Consider the following 19,278-nt stretch of genomic DNA (forward strand, 5'->3'; position numbering starts at 1 on the left):
TGCGCTGCCGCCATTGCGGAGACTGCCGGGCCGCCATGAAGGTAATTCGGATCCGGGCCGGCGACGGCCACACCCTTGTGCTGGTGCGCAGCGGCTGCGTCCAGGGGCCTGTCGTGGCCATCACGCACGGCACCTTCTCCGGCACCGCATCCTGCGACCGGCTCGGCGCGTATCTGGCGGCGCAGGGATTCGGCACTTGGCTCTTCGACTGGCGCGGCCATGGACGGAACCCGGCCTGCGGCCATGGCCATGATCTGGAAGCCGTGGCCAGGCATGACATCGCCAGTGCCATCGAGGCCATCCGCAGCGAGGAGCAGGGCCGGCCTTTGACCCTGATAGGCCACAGCGGGGGCGGCATTGCGGCAGCCATCTGGGCCGCTCGCAATCCCGATGTGGCCCGGGACCATCTGGCCGGTGTCGTGCTGCTGGCCGCCCAGGCCACCCATGCTGCCTCCACGCCGCTGGCCTGGGCCAGGATCCGGGGTTACCTGGCGTGGATAGGCCGCCGGAACTGGCTGGCAGCCAACCGCATGGTGGGGCCCGAGGCGGAAAGCGGCCAACTGATGCGCCAGTGGTGTCAGTGGAATCTCCAGCGCCGATTTGTGGGACATGACGGCATGAACTACCTGCAGGCACTCTCCCAGGTGCGTATTCCCGTTCTGGCGCTGGCGGGTGCTGGAGACCGCCTGATTGCACCCTGGCAGGGGTGCGAAGCGCTGGCAAGCGCTTTCGGCGGGACGGATGTGGAGTTCGTGCTGTGTGGCAAGGCCACCGGTTTTGTCGAAGACTACAGCCACAGCAGGTTGCTGATGGCCGGCAACGCGCAATCCGATGTGTTCCCCCGGATCGCGCAATGGATCAGGCTCAGGGCCGAGCAGGGTGGCCAAGCACTGGTGTCCTAGTAGACGCGCCCACCTTTGTAGACCGCATGCTGGCGGCGCTGCAGCTGCGTGACCTCGGCCATCTTCGTCATGGCGGCGCCTGCATGGGCGTGGGTGATGGCCAGGCCCAGGGCGTCGGCGGCATCGGTGCCGGGCAGGCCGGGCAGTTGCAGCAGGCGGCGCACCATTTCCTGGATCTGGCTCTTGGCCGCGCGGCCATGGCCGGTCATGGCCTTCTTCATCTGCAGTGCCGTGTACTCGGCCACCGGCAGGCCGGCGTTGACCAGGGCCGTGAGCGCGGCGCCGCGTGCCTGGCCCAGCAGCAGGGTGGACTGGGGATTGACGTTGACGAAGACGATTTCCACGGCCGAGGTGTCGGGCTGGTAGCGGCTGGCGACTTCCGAGATGCCGTCGAACAGCAGCTTGAGCCGGCCCGGCAGGTCGCCGAGCGCGATGCCCGTGGTGCGGATGGTGCCGCTGGCCACATAGGCCAGGCGGTGGCCGTCGACGTCGATCACGCCGAATCCCGTGGTCTGCAGACCGGGGTCGATTCCAAGGATGCGCATGGGGTGAATGTAGCTGTTCAGGGGACGACGGCGCTGGGCATTCTCTGCATGACCGTGCGCGTGCGCTGCAGCAGATAGCCGGAGTTGGGCAGCTTCTCGAAGCGCTTGGGCTGGGGCAGCATCACGGCCAGGCGCGCGGCCTCGGCGGCGCTGAGCTGGGAGGCGCTCTTGCGAAAGTAGTGGCGAGCGGCCGCCTCGGCGCCGAACACGCCCTGGCCCCATTCCACGCTGTTGAGGTAGATCTCCAGGATGCGCTGCTTGCTCAGCATCAGTTCCAGCAGCTGGGTCAGCACCAGTTCCTGCCCCTTGCGCAGCAGGCTGCGTTCGCCCGACAGCAGCAGGTTCTTGGCCAGCTGCTGCGTGATGGTGGAGCCGCCATAGATCTTGGGCGCCTTGCCGTTGTCGGCCTTCATGGCCCGGGCTTCGGCGCGCTGGTTGCGCTGCCAGGCTTTCTCGATGGCTTCCCATTGCACCCCGTGGTGTTCGGTGAAGCTGTCGTCTTCGGAGGCAATGACGGCGCGCTTGAGCGTGGGCGCGATGCGGTCATAGGGCAGCCATTGCTGGCTCCAGTGCAGGCCTTCGGAGCTGCGCAGCATCTGCCAGGCTTCGGAGCGCTGGAAGGCCGTGGACTCGGGATCGACCACCACCATCAGCGCAATGCGCAGCACGAAGAACAGCTGCAGCAGCAGGCCGGCGCACAGCACCAGCAGCAGGGCGCGTGCCAGGGATTTCATGAAGCGCTCAGCCGCCTTGAGCAATATGGGCGCGCAGCTCGTTCAGCACCTGGGCCGAGGGCGGGCGCACGCCGCGCCACAGCGCAAACGATTCGGCCGCCTGCTCCACCAGCATGCCCAGCCCGTCGCGGGCCGTGGCGCCGTGCTGTTCGGCCCACTGCATGAAGCCCTGGGCCGCGGGGCCGTACATCATGTCGTAGGCCAGGCTGCCAGGGCGCAGCACGCGGGCCGGCACGGGCACCTCGGCACCGGCCAGGCTGCTGGCGGTGGCGTTGATGACCACGTCGAAATCCTCATCCACGGCCTGCTGCTCCAGCGCCACCAGTTCCACGCCATGTTGCGCGGCAATGGCGGCATGGCGCTGCACCAGGGCCTGGGCGCGCTCGAAGGTGCGGTTGACCACGGCGATGCGGCGCGGGCGCTCGGCAAGCAGCGAGCCCAGTGCGCCGGCTGCGGCGCCACCCGCGCCCAGCAGCAGCAGGTCGCGCCCGGCCAGCGGCACGCCTGCATTGCGCACGATGTCGGCCACCAGGCCCAGGCCGTCGGTGTTGTCGGCATGGATGCCGTCCGCCGCCAGCACCAGGGTGTTGGCGGCGCCGGCCAGTTGCACGCGCTCGCTGGAGGTGGTGGCCAGCTGTGCGGCTTCCAGCTTGAAGGGTACGGTGACATTGCAGCCGCGTCCGCCTGCCGTGACGAAGCCGCGCACGGCCTCGGCAAAGCCATCCAGCTCCACATGCTGGCGCTCGTAGTGCAGGTCCTGCCCGCACAGTTCGGCAAAGCGGGCATGGATCCAGGGCGAACGGCTGTGCGCGACGGGGTTGCCCATGACGCAGTAGCGGTCGGAGGAGGTGGCGGCAACGGAAGTCATGTCGAAAAAATGGAGTGCGAAGAGGGCGGGGCGCTACTGGGCTACTGGACCGTGGTCTGCAGCGTCTGCTCACGCGTGAACTTGAAGCGCGAGACCACGGCGATCTGGTCGGCCTTGGCGCGCATGGCGGGGCCGAAGTGGCCGAAGGGGCCGGCCGCACGCGCGATGGCTTCGGCGCGGGTGTCCAGCAGGCGGTTGCCCGAGCCCTGCACGATCTCGGTGGACAGCACGCGGCCGTCGTGGTTGACGGTGAGGATCATGACCAGCTCGCCATAGAGCTTCTTGCCGGCCTGCTCGGGAAAGTTCTCCGTGCCCTTGTCCTCGACCTTGCGGCGCAGGCCGTCGTAGTAGATGGCGTAGACGGCCTCGCGCGTGGACGGGCTGATGTAGCGCTTCTTGGGGCGGGCGTTTTCTTCGTTGATGCGTTTTTCGATCTCGGCCAGCAGCTTGACCAGCTGCTGGCGCTTTTCCTGCTGGGCCTGCTGCTCCTTGGTCTGCTTTGCCGCCTCGCGCGGGTCCAGCGGCGGCAGGGCCGCGACCTGCTTGCGCAACTGCGTCAGCAAGACGGTCTGCTGCTCCTGCATGGAGTCGATCTGGCGCTGGCGTTCCTCGAAGTCGTCGCCCACGGCGGTGAGCGCCGAGTAGGGCATGGGGCTGGAGGCCCGGCCCTTGTCGGCTTCGCCGCCGCCGGCCAGCGAGGTCTGCGCGATGGCCTGCGCCTTGTCGGGCTGCTCGTTGGCGCGGGCATTGACCAGGATGACTTCCAGCGGCGTGTCCTGGAACACGCGGTCGAAGCGTTCCGGATCGATGAACCGGAACGAGAGCAACCCGGCATGCAGGGCAATGGAGACACCCAGTGCCAACTGCAGCGTACTCAGGGAACGGAAGGCGGTAGGCAGTTTCACGTCAGATCTAAGGCAGTGGCTTGGATGCGAGGCAGGGGCGAGGGCAGATCAGGGCTGGGCAGGATCGGCCGCGGGCGTGCCGTCGGTCTCGTTCATGTCCACGGCGATGGCGATGGGGCCGGCCACGGCCTCCTCGTCGTCCTCCGCTCCATCGTCGGCAGCGGCGGCGTCGCTGTCCAGGCGCTCGATCAGCGTGCCCGAGACATCGAGCGCGATCTCGTCGATCTCGCCCAGGCGCACGCGCACATGGGCACCGCGCGGCAGGCCGGTGACGCCCAGCACGGGGAAGACCAGCGGCAGGTCGTCGGCGCGCACCAGCAGGCCGCCGCCCATGCCTTCCTTGATGACGGTGGCCGTCAGCTCGGTGATGGCGTTCTGCTGCAGGTACTTGAGCGTCCAGAAGCGCTCCATGCCTGCCTGGTAGCCGTTGTAGGCGCTGTAGGCGCCGTCAAAGCTGCTGATGATGCCGAACAGCTCGGCATCCTTGGGCTTGAACGGCGCGGCCAGTGCGGCGGTCTTGCCGTGGCGCGCGCAGGCAATGATCTGCCACTGGTTGACCAGGTCCACATAGCGGCGCAGCGGCGAGGTGGCCCAGGCATAGCTCTTGACGCCGATGCCCGCATGGGGAAGCGCCTTGGTGGACATGCGCACCTTGATGCCGGGGGCCAGGCTGGCCTGGCTGCGGTAGATGCCGGGCACGCCCAGATCGGCCATCCAGCCGCCCCAGGTGCTGTTGGCCACGATGGCGGCCTCTGCCACGATCAGGTCCAGCGGTGCGCCGCGCTTGCGCACGGTGATCTCGACCTGCTCGTTGCCGCGGGGCTCGGCGCTGCCGTTGCCCACCAGGCGGAAGTTGTAGTCGGGACGGTTGAAGTTCTCGGGCTTGCCCCGCACCAGTTCGCGCCCGGCCTTCAGGTGCCTGGCCCAGCGCTGCAGGAACGTCAGTTCGGCGCGCTTGCCCTGCAGCACTTCGGGCGTGCCCTCGACCTCGATGGACGGGTCGGCCAGCCACTGCTCGGTGACGATGTGGTCCAGCTTGTCATGGCGGAAGTTGACCTGCACGGGCACGCGTTCCAGGCGCGTCTCGCTGGCCGTGGTCTCCAGCGTGGCCTCGTCCACGGTGACGTACAGCGACACGGCGGGGTTGGCGCGGCCTTCGTCCAGCGTGTAGATCTGCACCACCTCGTTGGGCAGCATGGTGATCTTGTAGCCGGGCATGTAGACGGTGGACAGGCGCGAGCGGCCGAGCTGGTCCAGCGGCGTGCCCGGCACGATGGCCAGGCCGGGGGCCGCGATGTGGATGCCCACGGTGACCGTGCCCGTGCCCAGGCCGCGCACCGACAGCGCGTCATCGATCTCGGTGGTGGCCGAGTCATCGATGGAAAACGCCTGGACATCGGCCAGCGGCAGCTCTGCCGGAGGCTGGGGCGCCTCCAGCGGCGGAAATTGCGTGCCCTTGGGGAAGTGGTCGAAGAGGAAGCGCTTCCAGTGGAATTCGTAGGCCGATTCAATGGCGCCGGCCCTGTGCAGCAGATCCAGCGGTGCCAGGCGCGTGGCGCGGCTGGCCTCGACCACGGCCTTGTATTCTGCGGCGTTCTTGTCGGGGCGGAACAGGATCTTGTAGAGCTGTTCGCGTATGGGGCCGGGGCATTCGCCAGCGCCCAGCTGCTCGGCCCAGGCCGTGATCTGGGCCTGGATCTGCTTTTTCTTCTCTATGCCGGCCAGCGCCTGCTGCAGGATTTCGGCCGGCGCCTTCTTGAAGCGGCCCTTGCCGGCGCGGCGAAAGTAGTGCGGCGCCTCGTAGATGCGAAACAGCGCGCCGGCCTGCTGGGCCAGCGTGGCATTGTCCGAGAAATAGTCGCGTGCCAGGTCGGCGAAGCCGAATTCTTCCTCGGGGGCGAATTCCCAGGCCAGGTCCAGATCGATCTCGGCGGCCATTGCCTGGCCCTGGGCGATCAGCTCGGCAGGCGCCGGCTTGTCGAACTTGAGCAGGATGTTGGCGGACTTGACCTTGACCCGTTTGCCCGAGTCCAGTTCCACCTGGGCGGAGGTGTCGGCTTCGGAGAGGATGCGGCCGGCCAGGAACTTGCCGGCTTCTTCAAACAATGCGTGCATAGCCCGATATTCTCCCACGCTGCGGCTGGCAGCTGCCGCGCAGGCGTGTGCGGCATCAGGCCAGATTCAGGAACTCGTCGAGCTGGGGCAGGTACTCCTCGAAGTTGCTCAGCGCGTGATCGCCGCCTTCCTGGATGATCTGCAGCGCATGCGGGTAGCGCGCGCTCATCTCGCGCCAGTCCAGAACTTCGTCGCCCTCGGCCGCCAGCAGCATCTCGGGCGCGGCCGGTGTCATGGAGCGCGTGTCCAGCGCGCGCAGCTCTTCCATGTACTCGCGGCGAAAGAAAAAGCGTTCCTCGGGGTTGTGCCAGGACGTCTGCTCGCCAATGTACTTTTCAAGATCGCGCGCCGGGTTCACGGCCGGGTTGATCATCACGCTGCGGCAGCGCGCCAGCTGGGCCACCCAGCTGGCGTAGTAGCCGCCCAGCGAGGAGCCGATCACGGCCATGGTCTCTCGCGGCCAGCTGCCTATGCCGTCGGCAATCAGGGCGGCCGCCTCGCGCGGGGATGGCGGCAATTGCGGGCTCCACCAGCGCACATGGGGATGGCGCGTGGCCACATGTTCGGCCATGCGCCGGGCCTTGGTGGATTGGGGTGAGGAGCGAAAGCCGTGCAGATACAGCAAATGGGTGGTGGTCATGGCGGGCGCTCTCCTTTGCGTTGCTGGGGCCGGGCGCCGGATGCGGCCCGGACGGCTCATGGCCCATTGTGGCCGCTGCGGCGGGCGGCGCCCAGCAGGGAAGGCCCGGGCCGACAGCAGGATGACAACCGCCTCCGTGGGCAACCCTGCGCCGGGCTAGGCCGCATGCGCCACGGGATAATGGCGGCCCGTGCCCGCGACCGACCATCCCCGTGACCGAATTCGACAAGCCCTCCCTCTGGCAACGTGTTGCCCCGCTGCTGCGGGGCTTTGACTTCTGGTTGCTGCTGTTCGTGGGCATGCTGGCGTCGGCGGGGCTGATCGCCATGTACTCCTCGGGCTTCGACCACGGCACGCGCTTCACCGACCACGGGCGCAACATGCTGATCGCGGCGGCCATCCTCTTTGTCGTGGCCCAGATTCCCCCGCAGCAGCTCATGAAGGTGGCCGTGCCGCTGTACATGCTGGGCGTGGCGCTGCTGGTGGCGGTGGCGCTGTTCGGCATCACCAAGAAGGGGGCTCAGCGCTGGGTCAACGTGGGTGTGGTGATCCAGCCCAGCGAGCTGCTGAAGATCGCCACGCCGCTGATGCTGGCCTGGTGGTTCCAGCGCCGCGAGGGCCAGCTGCGCGGCACGGACTTCGTGATCGCCATGGTGCTGCTCATGGTGCCTGTCGGGCTGATCATGAAGCAGCCCGACCTGGGGACCTCCCTGCTGGTGATGGCGGCCGGCCTGTCGGTGATCTTCTTCGCGGGCCTGCCCTGGAAGCTCATCGTTCCGCCCGTGCTGGCCGGTGTGATCGGCATCACCCTCATCGTCTGGTACGAACCCCAGCTGTGCGCCGACGGCGTGCGCTGGCCCGTGCTGCATGAATACCAGCAGACCCGTGTCTGCACCCTGCTGGACCCCACGCGCGACCCCCTGGGCAAGGGGTTCCACATCATCCAGGGCATGATCGCCATCGGCTCCGGTGGCGTCTGGGGCAAGGGATTCATGGCAGGCACGCAAACCCACCTGGAGTTCATTCCCGAGCGCACGACCGACTTCATCTTCGCCGCCTATTCCGAGGAGTTCGGCCTGGTCGGCAACCTGTTCATCATCGTCTCCTTCCTGCTGCTGGTCTGGCGCGGGCTGGCCATCGCCATCCAGGCCAACACGCTGTTCGCGCGGCTCATGGCGGCGGCCGTGGCCATGATCTTCTTCACCTATGCCTTCGTGAACATGGGCATGGTCAGCGGCATCCTGCCCGTGGTCGGCGTGCCGCTTCCCTTCATCAGCTACGGCGGCACGGCCATGGTCACGCTGGGGCTGGCGCTGGGGGTGCTGATGTCGGTGGCGCGTTCGCAGCGGCAACTGCCGGGCGAGGGCGGCGGCCCGCTCTGAACACCAGTTTGCGGCGCCCAAGGCGCCTGCAAATGTCAAATAGTCTGGATGCCTGCTGCCGGAAAGCTCCGTTTCTTTCCATGATTTGGCGAGCAAGCCAAGCCTGCATGAGACTGGCATGCTCCTGTTTCCATAACGTCTGCGGGATGACCGTGCACTTGCCACGGACGCCGAGGCGCGCTACAAAGCAAGCGCGGACATGGGCCAGCATGTTCGCCATCCACGCGGATGCATGCCTACGGAATGCCGCTCAGCCTGGTGGGGCGGCATTCCGTTCTTTTTTGCAGGCCCATGAGCCGTTGGCTGCCCCCGTTGCACGGCGAGGGCATGGCCGGCTCTCTACAATGGGCGAATGATCTCCCGCGAACCCACCATTGAACGCCTGGCCACAGCGCGCCAGTTGCTGCTTGAGCCCTTCGGGCTCGATGAAACCCATCTCGCGCGCGCACTGGCCGAGATCCGCAGCCACCAGGTCGACGACGCCGACCTCTACTTCCAGTACACCCGCGCCGAAGGCTGGAGCCTGGAAGAGGGCATCGTCAAAACCGGCAGCTTCAGCATCGACCAGGGTGTGGGCGTGCGGGCGGTCAGCGGCGAGAAGACGGCCTTTGCCTATTCCGACGATATTTCCGAGGCCTCCCTGCTGGATGCGGCACGCACCGTGCGCTCCATCTCGGGCGCGGCCCAGAGCAAGCGCGTGCGCGCCAACGCGTCCAAGATCGCGCAAAGCCGCTCGCTGTATCCGGGGCTGGATCCCATTGCCACGCTGGACAGCACGGCCAAGGTCGAGCTGCTGGGCAAGGTCGAAACCCTGGCCCGCGCCAAGGACCCGCGTGTCGTCCAGGTCATGGCCGGCCTGGCCAGCGAGTACGACGTGGTGCTGGTCGCCCGCGCCGATGGCACGTTGGCTGCCGACGTGCGGCCGCTGGTGCGTCTTTCCGTCACCGTGATCGCCGAGCAAAAGGGCCGGCGTGAGGTGGGCTCTGCCGGCGGCGGTGGCCGTTTTGGCCTGGCCTATTTCAGCGATGAGCAGATCACGGAATATGTGGACGAAGCCGTGAGCGCGGCCCTCACCAACCTGCAGTCGCGCCCCGCGCCGGCAGGCGAAATGACCGTGGTGCTTGGCCCCGGCTGGCCCGGCGTGCTGCTGCACGAAGCCGTGGGCCACGGCCTGGAAGGCGACTTCAACCGCAAGGGCGCCAGCGCCTTCAGCGGCCGCATCGGCCAGCGCGTGGCGGCCAAGGGCGTCACCGTGCTGGACGACGGCACGCTGGCCGATCGCCGCGGTTCGCTCAACGTCGATGACGAGGGCTGCACCAGCCAGAGCAATGTGCTGATCGAGGACGGCATCCTCAAGGGCTACATCCAGGACGCAATGAACGCCCGCCTGATGGGCGTCAAGCCCACGGGCAACGGCCGCCGCGAAAGCTATGCCCACATCCCCATGCCGCGCATGACCAACACCTACATGCTAGGTGGCGACAAGGATCCGCAGGAAATCGTGGCCTCGATCAAGAAGGGCCTGTACGCCACCAACTTCGGCGGCGGTCAGGTCGACATCACCAGCGGCAAGTTCGTGTTCTCCGCCAGCGAGGCCTATTGGGTCGAGAACGGCAAGATCCAGTACCCCGTCAAGGGCGCGACCATCGTGGGCAGCGGCCCGGAATCGCTCAAGCACATCACCATGATCGGCAACGACATGCGCCTGGACAGCGGTGTGGGCACCTGCGGCAAGGAAGGCCAGAGCGTGCCCGTGGGCGTGGGTCAGCCTACGCTGCGCATCGACGGCCTGACGGTGGGCGGCACGGCCTGACCGTCGCATGCCCGCGCCCTGCATGGCAGGGGGCGGGTCCTCTGTCCTGCCTGACGCGGCCCGCCGCGCTCCGTGGGCGCCGCCCGGCGCCGATTCCATGACCCAGCTTTCCTTTCCTTCCCGGCCAGGCCTGCAGACTTCTGCCCATCCCCTGCGCAGCCTGCCGGAACACTGGCGCACCTGGGCCGGCGAGTCGCGGCTGAACCGCGTCTGGCTGAACGAGTTGATCGTGGGCGATCTGCAGCCCATGCACCAGCAACTGGCCTTGCTGGCCGTTGCGCTGGACGAGGCCGTGCGCGTGCGCTATGCGGGCAGTGCACGCCCTGCCGTGGAAGATGCCATACAGCAACTCGACCTGGCCGTGCTGGACCACCAGCACTTCCTCACCACGCTGGGGGCGGTATGGCACGCCCTCTACGAATTTCCCGCCTACCAGCGCCTGCTCAAGGGGTTCAGGGAGGTCGTGCACGCCTGGCAGCAGTCCGTGCTGGTGGGCGATGCCCAGGAGCCCGAGCATTTCCGCCGCTGCGAGCGTCTGGGCTGGCGCCTGCTGGGAGATGCATGCCTGTTGATAGACATGTTTGCGGAATCCGCCGCTGTGGCCAGCGGGTTCGATGCCGCCGCAATGCAGCCTTGGTACCGGACGCGTCGCTGGCGTCCCTGGAGCGCCCTGCGCCGAGCACTGCGCAGGCTGCGCGACTCCTTGCTGCGGCGTTGAGGCGGGCCTGCCGCGATGCGCGGAAGCGTCATTTTCTGGAGTTTGCACGTTTTCAAAGGTGAATGCAAGAAAACTGCATGCCATCGTGTTTTTATCCGTGATGACGAAATATTTTTGCGTTGAACGGTTAAAAAAGCAGTTTAAGTGCGTGGAGGATTTTGAGGTTGCTCTCTGTGGCACTGTGAAGTGCGCCCCCCGTGCTGCCATGGCCATGTTGCACTGCGAAAAATGACTGTGCTACATTCAGTTCCCATGCAAGCCCGTACCTCCTTCTACTTTTACTTTTGGTTCTCCTCCCCGGCGGAAGAGAGGTAAGCGCGCGCACCCGAACAAACCTCCCTCAGAACCGCCGAAGCTGCAGAGCCCGGCGGTTTTTTGTTTTTCCCCTCCCGATTCTTCGCTCCGTTTTCCACGATCCATCTTTCCTCACGAAAGCAAGCAATGACTGCTCATCAAGCTTCCCTCGCCGATTCCTGGTATCGCGGCGGTTCCCAAAAGACTGGCCAAACCGACGACGCACGTATCAAGGACATCACCGTGTTGCCCCCTCCCGAGCACCTCATTCGCTTCTTCCCCATCCGCGGTACGGCCGTCGAAACCCTGATCGGCGATACCCGCCGCACCATCCACAACATCATGGCTGGCGAGGATGACCGCCTGCTGGTCATCGTCGGCCCCTGCTCCATCCACGATCCGGCGGCCGCCATCGAGTACGCGCGCCGCCTGGCGCCCATACGCGAGCAGTACAAGGACACGCTGGAGATCGTGATGCGCGTGTACTTCGAAAAGCCGCGCACCACCGTGGGCTGGAAGGGGCTGATCAACGATCCCTACCTGGACCAGAGCTACCGCATCGACGAGGGCCTGCGCATTGCGCGGCAACTGCTGATCGACATCAACCGCCTGGGCGTGCCGGCCGCCAGCGAGTTCCTGGACGTGATCTCTCCCCAGTACATCGCCGATCTGATCAGCTGGGGCGCCATCGGTGCGCGCACCACGGAAAGCCAGGTCCACCGTGAACTGGCCTCGGGCATCTCGGCGCCCATCGGCTTCAAGAACGGCACGGACGGCAACATCCGCATCGCCACCGACGCCATCCAGTCGGCCAGCCGTGGCCACCACTTCCTGTCGGTGCACAAGAATGGCCAGGTTGCCATCGTGAACACGGCGGGCAACCAGGATTGCCACGTCATCCTGCGCGGCGGCAAGACTCCCAACTACGACGCCGCCAACGTGGCCGCTGCCTGCGAGGACCTCGAAAAGGCGGGCCTGACGCCCACGCTGATGGTCGACTGCAGTCACGCCAACAGCTCCAAGCAGCATGAGCGCCAGAAGGACGTGGCCCGCGACATCGCCGGACAGATCAGCGGCGGCTCGCGCAGCGTGTTCGGCGTGATGATCGAAGGCCATCTCGTGGGCGGCGCCCAGAAGTTCACGCCCGGCAAGGACGAAGTGGCTGCCCTGACCTACGGCCAGAGCATTACCGACGCCTGCCTGGGCTGGGATGATTCCCTGGCCACGCTGGCCGAGCTGTCCGACGCCGTGCTGCAGCGCCGCGTCAAGCAGACCGAGGCGGCAGCAGCCTTGGTGGCTGCCTGAGGCGCAAAAGAAAACGGGGCGTCTGCGCCCCGTTTTTCGTGCCTGGCCGCTCCGTGGTCAGTGAGACGATGTGGCGTCCGGCGGAGTCAGACCGCACTGGTTCAGCGTGTCGTCTATGCCCTGCAGCAGGGCCAGCAACTGGCGCTTGTCGAATTCCACGGGCTGGCTCCACTCATGTTCGGCCAGCGGATGAACGTGGCTTTGGCAGGGCAGCTGGCCGCCGGCCTCGATCACGGCACGCAGCCGGGGCAGGAAAACCCACTGCAGCCATTGCTGCAGCTTGAGCGTGTCGTACATGAAGGGCATGGTCGACGCCATGGCCTCGGGGCTTGGCGCCACGGCCGACCAGAGGCTCTGGCCGCGCAGCTCATCTTCGAGCTGCTGCAGCTGGTCAAGCAGTTTCTGGTGTGTGGTGTCGGTCGTCATGCGATGCGGTTGATGAAGATTCGGGGTCCAATCTGCAGGCGATTGTACGTTTGCACCTTGAAGCGGGCGCCGTGCCGCCATGAAACACCTGCTGCTGGCAGTGCCAGCCCCAGGCTGCGGCGCTTGCGCCATGTCAGCTTGCCCGGGGTGTGGAAAAGGCGCTTGCGGTTAAGCTCGCGGTATGAGTAACGGCCCTGTCCGCGCGAGCAGGCACGGGGTTGTATCCAGTAATGACGAGAGGAGTTCCATGCGCAGCGAAGTGATTGTGGTGTTGGATGCCGGAAAAGAGTACCGCACGGACACCAACGGGCTCACCCCCATGAGTTCCGATGAAGGACGGCATTGGCTGGACCAGCAGTTCATCTCCATGGACTGCGAACCCCTGCGTGCCAGCGGCAAGGTACTGCTGGCCGACAAGCTGGTGGTGGTGGCGCGCGCGGCGCGTTCGCGTGCCGGGCTGTTCGACGACGAGCAGTGGCGCAACAGCTATGCCGTTGCAGCCCAGGCCGTGCTGTCCAAGCCGCTGATCCGTGTCGACGTGCCCGCCATGTCCATCAGCTACTGACGGCTGACAGGCGAAGGCACATGAAAGAAGCCCGGGCATGTCCCGGGCTTCTTTCATTGGGGTGGGGCTTGCTTGCTCTTTGTTCAGCCTGCGGCCTGCAGGGCGGCCAGCAGCTTGGGGTGTATGCCGCCGAAGCCGCCGTTGCTCATGCACACCACATGGTCGCCCGGCCGGGCGGCTGCGAGGATCTGTCCGATCAGCGTGTCCATGTCGCCTGCCACCTGCGCCTTGCGGCCAGGGCCCACGCCCAGGGGATGCAGCGCCTCGGCGGCGTCCCAGTCCAGGCCGGCCGTGTGGCAGAACACCAGATCGGCGCTTTCCAGGGACCAGGGCAGTTGCGACTTCATGGTGCCCAGCTTCATGGTGTTGCTGCGCGGCTCGAACACCGCAAGGATGCGTGCCTGGCTGCCGAGTTTGCGGCGCAGGCCGTCCAGCGTGGTGCGTATGGCCGTGGGGTGGTGGGCGAAGTCGTCGTAGACGGATACGCCGCCCGCCATGCCGCGCAGCTCCATGCGTCGCTTGACGTTCTGAAAGCGCGCCAGCGCCTCGCAGGCCTGTGCCGGCGTCACGCCCACGTGCTCGGCTGCCGCAATGGCGGCCAGCGCGTTGAGCTGGTTGTGTTCCCCGGTCAGCGCCCATTCCAGGCGGGCCACCTTGCGGCCACGGTGCAGCACGTCGAAGGCGCTCGGATCGCCCTCTGCGCTGAAGTCGCTGACCACCGCCCCGAAGCTGGAAACCTCGCTCCAGCAGCCCTGGTGCAGCACGCGGGTGATGCTTTCCTCGATACCGTTGACAACAAGCCGGCCCGAAGCGGGGACGGTGCGCACCAGATGGTGGAACTGGCGTTCGATGGCACCGAGATCCTCGAAGATGTCGGCGTGATCGAACTCCAGGTTGTTGAGCACGGCCGTGCGCGGGCGGTAGTGCACGAACTTGCTGCGCTTGTCGAAGAAGGCCGTGTCGTATTCATCGGCCTCAATGACGAAGACGGGCTCCGCGCCGGCCGGGCCCTCGCCTGGCGTCGGGCGCCTGGATGCACCCAGGCGGGCCGAGACGCCGAAGTCCAGCGGCACGCCGCCGACCAGAAAGCCCGGAGCCAGGCCTGCGCATTCGAGAATCCAGGCCAGCATCGACGTCGTGGTCGTCTTGCCATGCGTGCCGGCCACGGCCAGCACATGGCGCGGGCAGGACGGATGGTGCAGCACATGTTCGCAAAGCCATTGCGGCCCGCTGGTGTAGGGAGCGCCGCTTTCGAGGATTGCCTCCATCAGCGGGAACTTGGGGCTGCCGTCGGGCAGGCGCGCGCGGCTGACCACGTTGCCTACGACATACATGTCGGGTTGCAGGGTCATCTGGTCGGCGCCGTAGCCCTCGATCAGCTCGATGCCCAGTGCACGCAGCTGATCGCTCATCGGCGGGTAGACGCCGGCGTCGCAGCCTGTGACGCGGTGCCCAGCCTCGCGCGCCAGCGCGGCCAGTCCGCCCATGAAGGTGCCGCAGATGCCCAGAATATGTATGTGCATGGCCGGGCATTCTACGGTTGCCGCCATGTCCGGGATGGCTGGCCTGCAAAAACAGGAGCTTGCGGCCCAGCAGGCACCGGGTCCCGGAAACACAAGGTTGCGAAATCGCCGGTGCAAGGCGCTGGCGGGAACATGCAAAGCCCGTCAGCGGCCGGCGTTGCCGCGGCTTGGGTCACAATGGCCCGGGGCCATCCGCAGGGACGGCCTCTTATATATATGTAGGGATACAGCGGATCGTAAAGCCATGGACCAAGCCACTGCCGAAATTGCCCAGACTGCGGCCCGCCTCGTGGTCGAGGAAGGTCTGGAATGGGGGCCTGCCAAGCACCGCGCTGTGCGCCAGCTGGGACTGCCCTCGCGCACTGCGCTGCCGGGCAATGACCTGGTGGAAGAGGCTGTGCGCGAATACATCGCCCTGTTCTGCGCCGACACCCAGCCCCAGGAACTGCAGGCCCTGCGCGAGCTGGCTCTGCAATGGATGGATCGCCTGGCCGAGTTCCGTCCCCACCTGGCCGGCGCCGTCTGGCGCGGCACGGCCACGCGCCTGTCCGATATTTATCTGCAACTGTTCTGCGACGACCCCAAATCGGCAGAGATCGCACTGATCAACCAGCATGTGAACTACGAACCCAGCACCGTGACGGGATTCACCGGCCAGAGCGTGGAGGCGCTGAGCATCCATGCCTTCTGCCGCCCGCTGAACGAGGATGTGGGTGTGCACCTGCTGGTCCATGATCTTGACGATCTGCGCGGCGCGCTCAAGCCCGATGGACAGGGGCGCAGCCCGCGTGGCAGCGCAGAGGCATTGCGCAAGCTGTTGAACCAGGGCGAAGGGGAGGCCGACCGTGGCTGATTCCGTGGATGCAGGTCAAAACACATCTTCCCGCCGCCGCTGGCTGATGGGCGGCGTTGCCGCCGCTGCGGGACTGGGTGGCGCCGGATTGGCCTGGTGGCGATTTCAGCCCCATGCCATGGAGTCCAGCGCCGAAGAGCAGCTGTGGCAGCAGCGTTTCATCACGCCGGATGGCTCGGCCATGACGCTGTCGCGCTGGCGTGGCAAGCCGGTGCTGGTCAATTTCTGGGCCACCTGGTGCCCGCCGTGCGTGCGCGAACTGCCCATGCTGGATGCCTTCTCGGCACGCCAAGACCAGCATGGCATTCAGGTCATTGGCCTGGCCGTGGACAAGCCCGAGGCAGTGCAGCGCTTTCTGGGCCGCACACCCCTGCGTTTCCCCGTGGCGCTGGCGGTGGAAGGCGGTCTGGGCCTGACCCGCTCGCTCGGCAATCTGCAGGGTGGACTGCCCTTCACCGTGCTGCTCGGCGAGGATGGCCTGGTGCGGCAACGTAAAATAGGTGAGCTTACTACCGAAGATCTGGCTTCCTGGAGCGTAAAAGGCTGATTTCCGCAGCGACCGAGCCTGTGCAGGCTCAGGAAATCCCCCGAATTCCATGGCGACGTTGATGAAAAATATGCCTCAAAGCACGCAGAAGGGCGAAATTGGAGTAAATTCGCGCCCTATTTAGTTGTTAGCCGCTGGAGCTCCCATGGATTTGCGAAAACTCAAGACCCTCATTGATCTGGTGTCCGAATCGAACGTGTCGGAACTGGAGATCACCGAAGCAGAGGGCAAGGTCCGGATCGTCAAGAGCGAAGGCGCCGTGGTGCAGCACTACGTGGCTGCGCCCATGCAGGCTCCGATGGCTGCGCCCGTGGCAGCACCTGTGGCCGCTCCTGCAGCAGCGCCCGTGGCAGCCCCTGCCGAGGCAGCCGTCGCGGGACATGTGGTGAAGTCGCCCATGGTCGGCACCTTCTACCGCGCATCCAGCCCTGGCGGCAAGCCTTTCGTGGAAGTGGGCAACCAGGTCAAGGAAGGCGAGACCATCTGCATCATCGAAGCGATGAAGATTCTCAACGAGATCGAGGCCGACAAGAGCGGCACCATTACCCGCATCCTGGGTGAAAACGGCCAGGCCGTCGAGTACGGCCAGCCCCTGTTCGTGATCGAGTAACCTGCAGGCGAGCGATGCCGCAAGCGGCACGACGCCCTGGCGCGAACGCATGCCGCGGCGCGACAGAGCAATTGGCTCAACTGACGGCTTCGGCCTGCGTACCGCCGCAGGCACCAAGCCGCGAGGACCTTCATGTTTAAGAAAATTTTGGTTGCCAACCGGGGCGAGATCGCCCTGCGCATCCAGCGCGCCTGCCGTGAACTGGGCATCAAGGCGGTGATGGTGTATTCCGAGGCCGACCGTGACGCAAAGTACGTCAAGCTGGCCGACGAGGCCGTGTGCATCGGCCCCGCTCCTTCGCCGCTGAGCTACCTCAACATGCCGGCCATCATCTCGGCCGCCGAGGTGACCGACGCCGAGGCGATCCACCCTGGCTACGGCTTTCTCAGCGAGAACGCCGACTTTGCCGAGCGCGTGGAAAAGAGCGGCTTCACCTTCATTGGCCCCACGCCCGACAACATCCGCACCATGGGTGACAAGGTCTCGGCCAAGCAGGCCATGATCAAGGCGGGCGTGCCCTGCGTGCCGGGCTCGGACGGCGAACTGCCCGACGATCCGGTGCAGATCCGCCGCATCGCCAAGGCCGTGGGCTATCCGGTGATCATCAAGGCCGCAGGCGGCGGCGGTGGCCGTGGCATGCGCGTGGTGCATACCGAGGCGGCGCTGATCAATGCCGTGCAGATGACCAAGGCCGAGGCCGGCGCGGCCTTCGGCAATCCGGCCGTCTACATGGAGAAGTTCCTGCAGAACCCGCGCCATGTGGAAATCCAGATCCTGGCCGACAACCATCGCAATGCCGTCTACCTGGGCGAGCGCGACTGCTCCATGCAGCGCCGCCACCAGAAGGTCATCGAGGAAGCGCCGGCTCCCGGCATTCCCCGTCGCCTGGTCGAGAAGATCGGCGAGCGCTGCGCTGCAGCCTGCAAGAAGCTGGGCTACCGTGGCGCAGGCACCTTCGAGTTCCTCTACGAAAACGGCGAGTTCTACTTCATCGAGATGAACACGCGCGTGCAGGTGGAGCATCCGGTGACGGAACTGATCACGGGCGTGGACATCGTTCGCACCCAGATCATGGTGGCCGCAGGCGAGAAGCTGCCTTTCACCCAGCGCCAGATCAATGCCCAGCTCAAGGGCCATGCGATCGAATGCCGCGTGAATGCCGAGGACCCCTACAACTTCATGCCTTCGCCAGGCCGCATCACCATGTGGCATGCGCCCGGTGGCCCGGGCGTGCGCGTGGACTCGCACGTCTACAACAACTACTTCGTGCCGCCGAACTACGACTCCATGATCGGCAAGATCATCGTTCACGGCGACACGCGCGAGCAGGCGCTGGCACGCATGCGCACTGCGCTGCTGGAGACCGTGGTCGAAGGCATCAAGACCAACATCCCGCTGCACCAGGACCTGATGGTGGACGCCAAGTTCATGGAAGGCGGCACCAACATCCACTATCTGGAAGAGTGGCTGGCGCACCGCAACGCCAACAAGCGTTGAGCGGGTCACCCGATCGACCATGCATGCTGGCCCCCGGCGACGGCGGCCGGCATTTTTCATTGATTGCTTAGAAAAGGATGGGCCCATGTTCGAGTTGAGTCTGCTGTGCCCGGAAGACCGGGTCGAAACCATCAGCGATGCACTGGATGCGCTGGACGCCCTGAGCGTATCGGTCGAGGACGCCGACGCGCAGACCGAGGCCGAGCAGGCCCTGTTCGGCGAGCCCGGCATGCCGCCACCCAAGGACGGCTGGCAGCGCAGCCGCCTGGTGGCGCTGTTCCCCACGCAGCAAGCGGCCGAAGAGGCACGTGATCTGCTGCTGCCCCAGGACTTCTTCGAGGGCTGCAGCATCATCGCCGTCAAGCAGGTGCCCGAGCAGGACTGGGTGCGCCTGACGCAGTCGCAGTTCGCCCCCGTGGACATCACCCCCGAATTCTGGATTGTTCCCACCTGGCACGAACTGCCGCCGCAGGCGCGCGTGAGCATCCGCCTGGACCCGGGCCTGGCCTTCGGCACGGGTACGCACCCGACCACGCGCATGTGCCTGCGCTGGATCGCACGCCAGCCCGAGGGCAGCCTGGGGCGCACGCTGGACTACGGCTGCGGCTCCGGCATCCTGGCCATCGGTGCGGCCAAGTTCGGTGCCACCGACATCGACGCGGTGGACATCGACCCGGCTGCCGTGGAGTCCACGCGCTACAACGCCGATGCCAACGCCGTGCAGTTGAAGGCCGGCCTGCCCGATGCCGTGACGGGTGAATACAGCACCGTGCTGGCCAACATCCTGGCCACGCCGCTCAAGGTGCTGGCGCCGCTGCTGTGCGCCCGCGTGGCGGAGGGTGGAAGCCTGGTGCTGGCCGGCATCCTGGAGCGCCAGGCCGACGAACTCAAGCAGGCCTACGCGCCGTACCTGGCACTCGAAGTCGCCGACAGCGAAGATGGCTGGATCCTGATGACCGCGCGCCGCGCGGCCTGATTTGCGCCACGAGTCCCTGCGCGGCTGCCGCCTTCATGGCGCGTGCCGCGAGCAGCTGCC

General features: G+C 66.3%; 19 protein-coding genes. 11 read left to right on the forward strand and 8 right to left on the reverse strand.

All coding sequences use genetic code 11. The features are described from left to right. Positions 1 to 113 precede the first annotated feature (113 nt). Positions 114 to 902, forward strand: a complete 789-nt coding sequence (locus ACN20X_RS07250; protein ID WP_262984738.1) for an alpha/beta fold hydrolase — start codon at positions 114 to 116, stop codon at positions 900 to 902. Here ACN20X_RS07250 and ruvC read toward each other — a convergent pair. Genes ruvC through ACN20X_RS07280 form a run of 6 tightly spaced genes read right to left on the reverse strand, consistent with a single transcriptional unit; the run spans position 899 to position 6,709 of the window. Continuing rightward, positions 899 to 1,447, reverse strand: coding sequence for a crossover junction endodeoxyribonuclease RuvC (gene ruvC, locus ACN20X_RS07255; protein ID WP_016448023.1), 549 nt, complete (start codon positions 1,445 to 1,447; stop codon positions 899 to 901). The genes ACN20X_RS07250 and ruvC overlap by 4 nt on opposite strands. 17 nt (positions 1,448 to 1,464) lie before the next feature. Continuing rightward, positions 1,465 to 2,181, reverse strand: coding sequence for a monofunctional biosynthetic peptidoglycan transglycosylase (mtgA, locus tag ACN20X_RS07260; RefSeq protein ID WP_016448022.1), 717 nt, complete (start codon positions 2,179 to 2,181; stop codon positions 1,465 to 1,467). 7 nt (positions 2,182 to 2,188) lie between these two features. Continuing rightward, the gene (gene aroE / locus ACN20X_RS07265) at positions 2,189 to 3,049 is read right to left on the reverse strand and encodes a shikimate dehydrogenase (RefSeq protein ID WP_473210402.1); all 861 of its coding nucleotides are present in this window, start codon (positions 3,047 to 3,049) and stop codon (positions 2,189 to 2,191) included. A gap of 41 nt (positions 3,050 to 3,090) precedes the next feature. Continuing rightward, positions 3,091 to 3,954: an energy transducer TonB gene (locus ACN20X_RS07270; RefSeq protein WP_016448020.1), complete on the reverse strand. Its 864-nt coding sequence runs from the start codon at positions 3,952 to 3,954 to the stop codon at positions 3,091 to 3,093. A gap of 48 nt (positions 3,955 to 4,002) precedes the next feature. Beyond that, positions 4,003 to 6,069 (reverse strand): ribonuclease catalytic domain-containing protein, encoded by a 2,067-nt coding sequence (locus ACN20X_RS07275; protein ID WP_046983931.1) that lies wholly within the window; start codon positions 6,067 to 6,069, stop codon positions 4,003 to 4,005. Positions 6,070 to 6,124: 55 nt separating this feature from the next. Next, entirely contained in the window at positions 6,125 to 6,709 is a 585-nt protein-coding gene (locus ACN20X_RS07280; RefSeq protein ID WP_016448018.1) for a YqiA/YcfP family alpha/beta fold hydrolase, read from the reverse strand. Positions 6,710 to 6,921: 212 nt separating this feature from the next. Here ACN20X_RS07280 and rodA point away from each other — a divergent pair, with 212 nt between their 5' ends. The 4 genes from rodA to ACN20X_RS07300 all read left to right on the forward strand — a co-directional run bounded on the left by rodA (position 6,922) and on the right by ACN20X_RS07300 (position 12,221). Then, a complete protein-coding gene (rodA, locus tag ACN20X_RS07285) occupies positions 6,922 to 8,091 on the forward strand; it encodes a rod shape-determining protein RodA (RefSeq protein WP_016448017.1) in 1,170 nt (389 codons plus the stop codon). 352 nt (positions 8,092 to 8,443) lie between these two features. Continuing rightward, positions 8,444 to 9,904 (forward strand): metalloprotease TldD, encoded by a 1,461-nt coding sequence (gene tldD / locus ACN20X_RS07290; RefSeq protein ID WP_016453137.1) that lies wholly within the window; start codon positions 8,444 to 8,446, stop codon positions 9,902 to 9,904. Positions 9,905 to 10,001: 97 nt separating this feature from the next. Next, positions 10,002 to 10,622: a hypothetical protein gene (locus ACN20X_RS07295; RefSeq protein WP_016453138.1), complete on the forward strand. Its 621-nt coding sequence runs from the start codon at positions 10,002 to 10,004 to the stop codon at positions 10,620 to 10,622. A 441-nt stretch (positions 10,623 to 11,063) separates the two neighbouring features. Continuing rightward, a complete protein-coding gene (locus tag ACN20X_RS07300) occupies positions 11,064 to 12,221 on the forward strand; it encodes a 3-deoxy-7-phosphoheptulonate synthase (protein ID WP_016453139.1) in 1,158 nt (385 codons plus the stop codon). Between the two features lie 57 nt (positions 12,222 to 12,278). Here the strand turns inward: ACN20X_RS07300 and ACN20X_RS07305 are convergent, their stop codons facing one another. Beyond that, positions 12,279 to 12,647: a YqcC family protein gene (locus ACN20X_RS07305; RefSeq protein ID WP_016453140.1), complete on the reverse strand. Its 369-nt coding sequence runs from the start codon at positions 12,645 to 12,647 to the stop codon at positions 12,279 to 12,281. Positions 12,648 to 12,894: 247 nt separating this feature from the next. Here ACN20X_RS07305 and ACN20X_RS07310 point away from each other — a divergent pair, with 247 nt between their 5' ends. Next, positions 12,895 to 13,212: a hypothetical protein gene (locus ACN20X_RS07310; RefSeq protein ID WP_016448012.1), complete on the forward strand. Its 318-nt coding sequence runs from the start codon at positions 12,895 to 12,897 to the stop codon at positions 13,210 to 13,212. Between the two features lie 83 nt (positions 13,213 to 13,295). Here ACN20X_RS07310 and mpl read toward each other — a convergent pair whose 3' ends face one another. Beyond that, positions 13,296 to 14,735, reverse strand: a complete 1,440-nt coding sequence (gene mpl / locus ACN20X_RS07315; protein ID WP_061288105.1) for a UDP-N-acetylmuramate:L-alanyl-gamma-D-glutamyl-meso-diaminopimelate ligase — start codon at positions 14,733 to 14,735, stop codon at positions 13,296 to 13,298. A 244-nt stretch (positions 14,736 to 14,979) separates the two neighbouring features. On the opposite strand from mpl, the gene ACN20X_RS07320 reads away from it, so the two are divergent. The 5 genes from ACN20X_RS07320 (at position 14,980) to prmA (ending at position 19,218) form a co-directional block, all read left to right on the forward strand. Beyond that, on the forward strand, positions 14,980 to 15,588 hold the full coding sequence (locus ACN20X_RS07320; protein ID WP_392450436.1) for a hypothetical protein: 609 nt from the start codon (positions 14,980 to 14,982) through the stop codon (positions 15,586 to 15,588). A 46-nt stretch (positions 15,589 to 15,634) separates the two neighbouring features. Then, entirely contained in the window at positions 15,635 to 16,135 is a 501-nt protein-coding gene (locus tag ACN20X_RS07325; protein WP_392450445.1) for a TlpA family protein disulfide reductase, read from the forward strand. Between the two features lie 145 nt (positions 16,136 to 16,280). Beyond that, positions 16,281 to 16,745 carry an acetyl-CoA carboxylase biotin carboxyl carrier protein gene (accB, locus tag ACN20X_RS07330; protein ID WP_016448008.1) on the forward strand — a complete coding sequence of 155 codons (465 nt, stop codon included), beginning with the start codon at positions 16,281 to 16,283 and terminating at the stop codon, positions 16,743 to 16,745. Between the two features lie 132 nt (positions 16,746 to 16,877). Continuing rightward, positions 16,878 to 18,242 carry an acetyl-CoA carboxylase biotin carboxylase subunit gene (gene accC / locus ACN20X_RS07335; RefSeq protein WP_016448007.1) on the forward strand — a complete coding sequence of 455 codons (1,365 nt, stop codon included), beginning with the start codon at positions 16,878 to 16,880 and terminating at the stop codon, positions 18,240 to 18,242. An 85-nt stretch (positions 18,243 to 18,327) separates the two neighbouring features. Further along, positions 18,328 to 19,218 (forward strand): 50S ribosomal protein L11 methyltransferase, encoded by an 891-nt coding sequence (gene prmA, locus ACN20X_RS07340; RefSeq protein WP_047217452.1) that lies wholly within the window; start codon positions 18,328 to 18,330, stop codon positions 19,216 to 19,218. The last annotated feature ends 60 nt before the right edge of the window (positions 19,219 to 19,278 follow it).

It is taken from the genome of Delftia sp. PX-1 (assembly GCF_055797465.1).

Bases quoted from the DNA above. Each gene is read 5' to 3' on its own strand.
- accC (WP_016448007.1), top strand. From the start codon at position 16,878: ATGTTTAAGAAAATTTTGGTTGCCAACCGGGGCGAGATCGCCCTGCGC.
- ACN20X_RS07295 (WP_016453138.1), top strand. From the start codon at position 10,002: ATGACCCAGCTTTCCTTTCCTTCCCGGCCAGGCCTGCAGACTTCTGCC.
- mtgA (WP_016448022.1), bottom strand. From the start codon at position 2,181: ATGAAATCCCTGGCACGCGCCCTGCTGCTGGTGCTGTGCGCCGGCCTG.
- ACN20X_RS07275 (WP_046983931.1), bottom strand. From the start codon at position 6,069: ATGCACGCATTGTTTGAAGAAGCCGGCAAGTTCCTGGCCGGCCGCATC.
- ACN20X_RS07320 (WP_392450436.1), top strand. From the start codon at position 14,980: ATGGACCAAGCCACTGCCGAAATTGCCCAGACTGCGGCCCGCCTCGTG.
- aroE (WP_473210402.1), bottom strand. From the start codon at position 3,049: ATGACTTCCGTTGCCGCCACCTCCTCCGACCGCTACTGCGTCATGGGC.
- ACN20X_RS07305 (WP_016453140.1), bottom strand. From the start codon at position 12,647: ATGACGACCGACACCACACACCAGAAACTGCTTGACCAGCTGCAGCAG.
- tldD (WP_016453137.1), top strand. From the start codon at position 8,444: ATGATCTCCCGCGAACCCACCATTGAACGCCTGGCCACAGCGCGCCAG.
- ACN20X_RS07300 (WP_016453139.1), top strand. From the start codon at position 11,064: ATGACTGCTCATCAAGCTTCCCTCGCCGATTCCTGGTATCGCGGCGGT.
- prmA (WP_047217452.1), top strand. From the start codon at position 18,328: ATGTTCGAGTTGAGTCTGCTGTGCCCGGAAGACCGGGTCGAAACCATC.
- ACN20X_RS07280 (WP_016448018.1), bottom strand. From the start codon at position 6,709: ATGACCACCACCCATTTGCTGTATCTGCACGGCTTTCGCTCCTCACCC.
- ACN20X_RS07310 (WP_016448012.1), top strand. From the start codon at position 12,895: ATGCGCAGCGAAGTGATTGTGGTGTTGGATGCCGGAAAAGAGTACCGC.
- ruvC (WP_016448023.1), bottom strand. From the start codon at position 1,447: ATGCGCATCCTTGGAATCGACCCCGGTCTGCAGACCACGGGATTCGGC.
- ACN20X_RS07325 (WP_392450445.1), top strand. From the start codon at position 15,635: ATGGGCGGCGTTGCCGCCGCTGCGGGACTGGGTGGCGCCGGATTGGCC.
- accB (WP_016448008.1), top strand. From the start codon at position 16,281: ATGGATTTGCGAAAACTCAAGACCCTCATTGATCTGGTGTCCGAATCG.
- mpl (WP_061288105.1), bottom strand. From the start codon at position 14,735: ATGCACATACATATTCTGGGCATCTGCGGCACCTTCATGGGCGGACTG.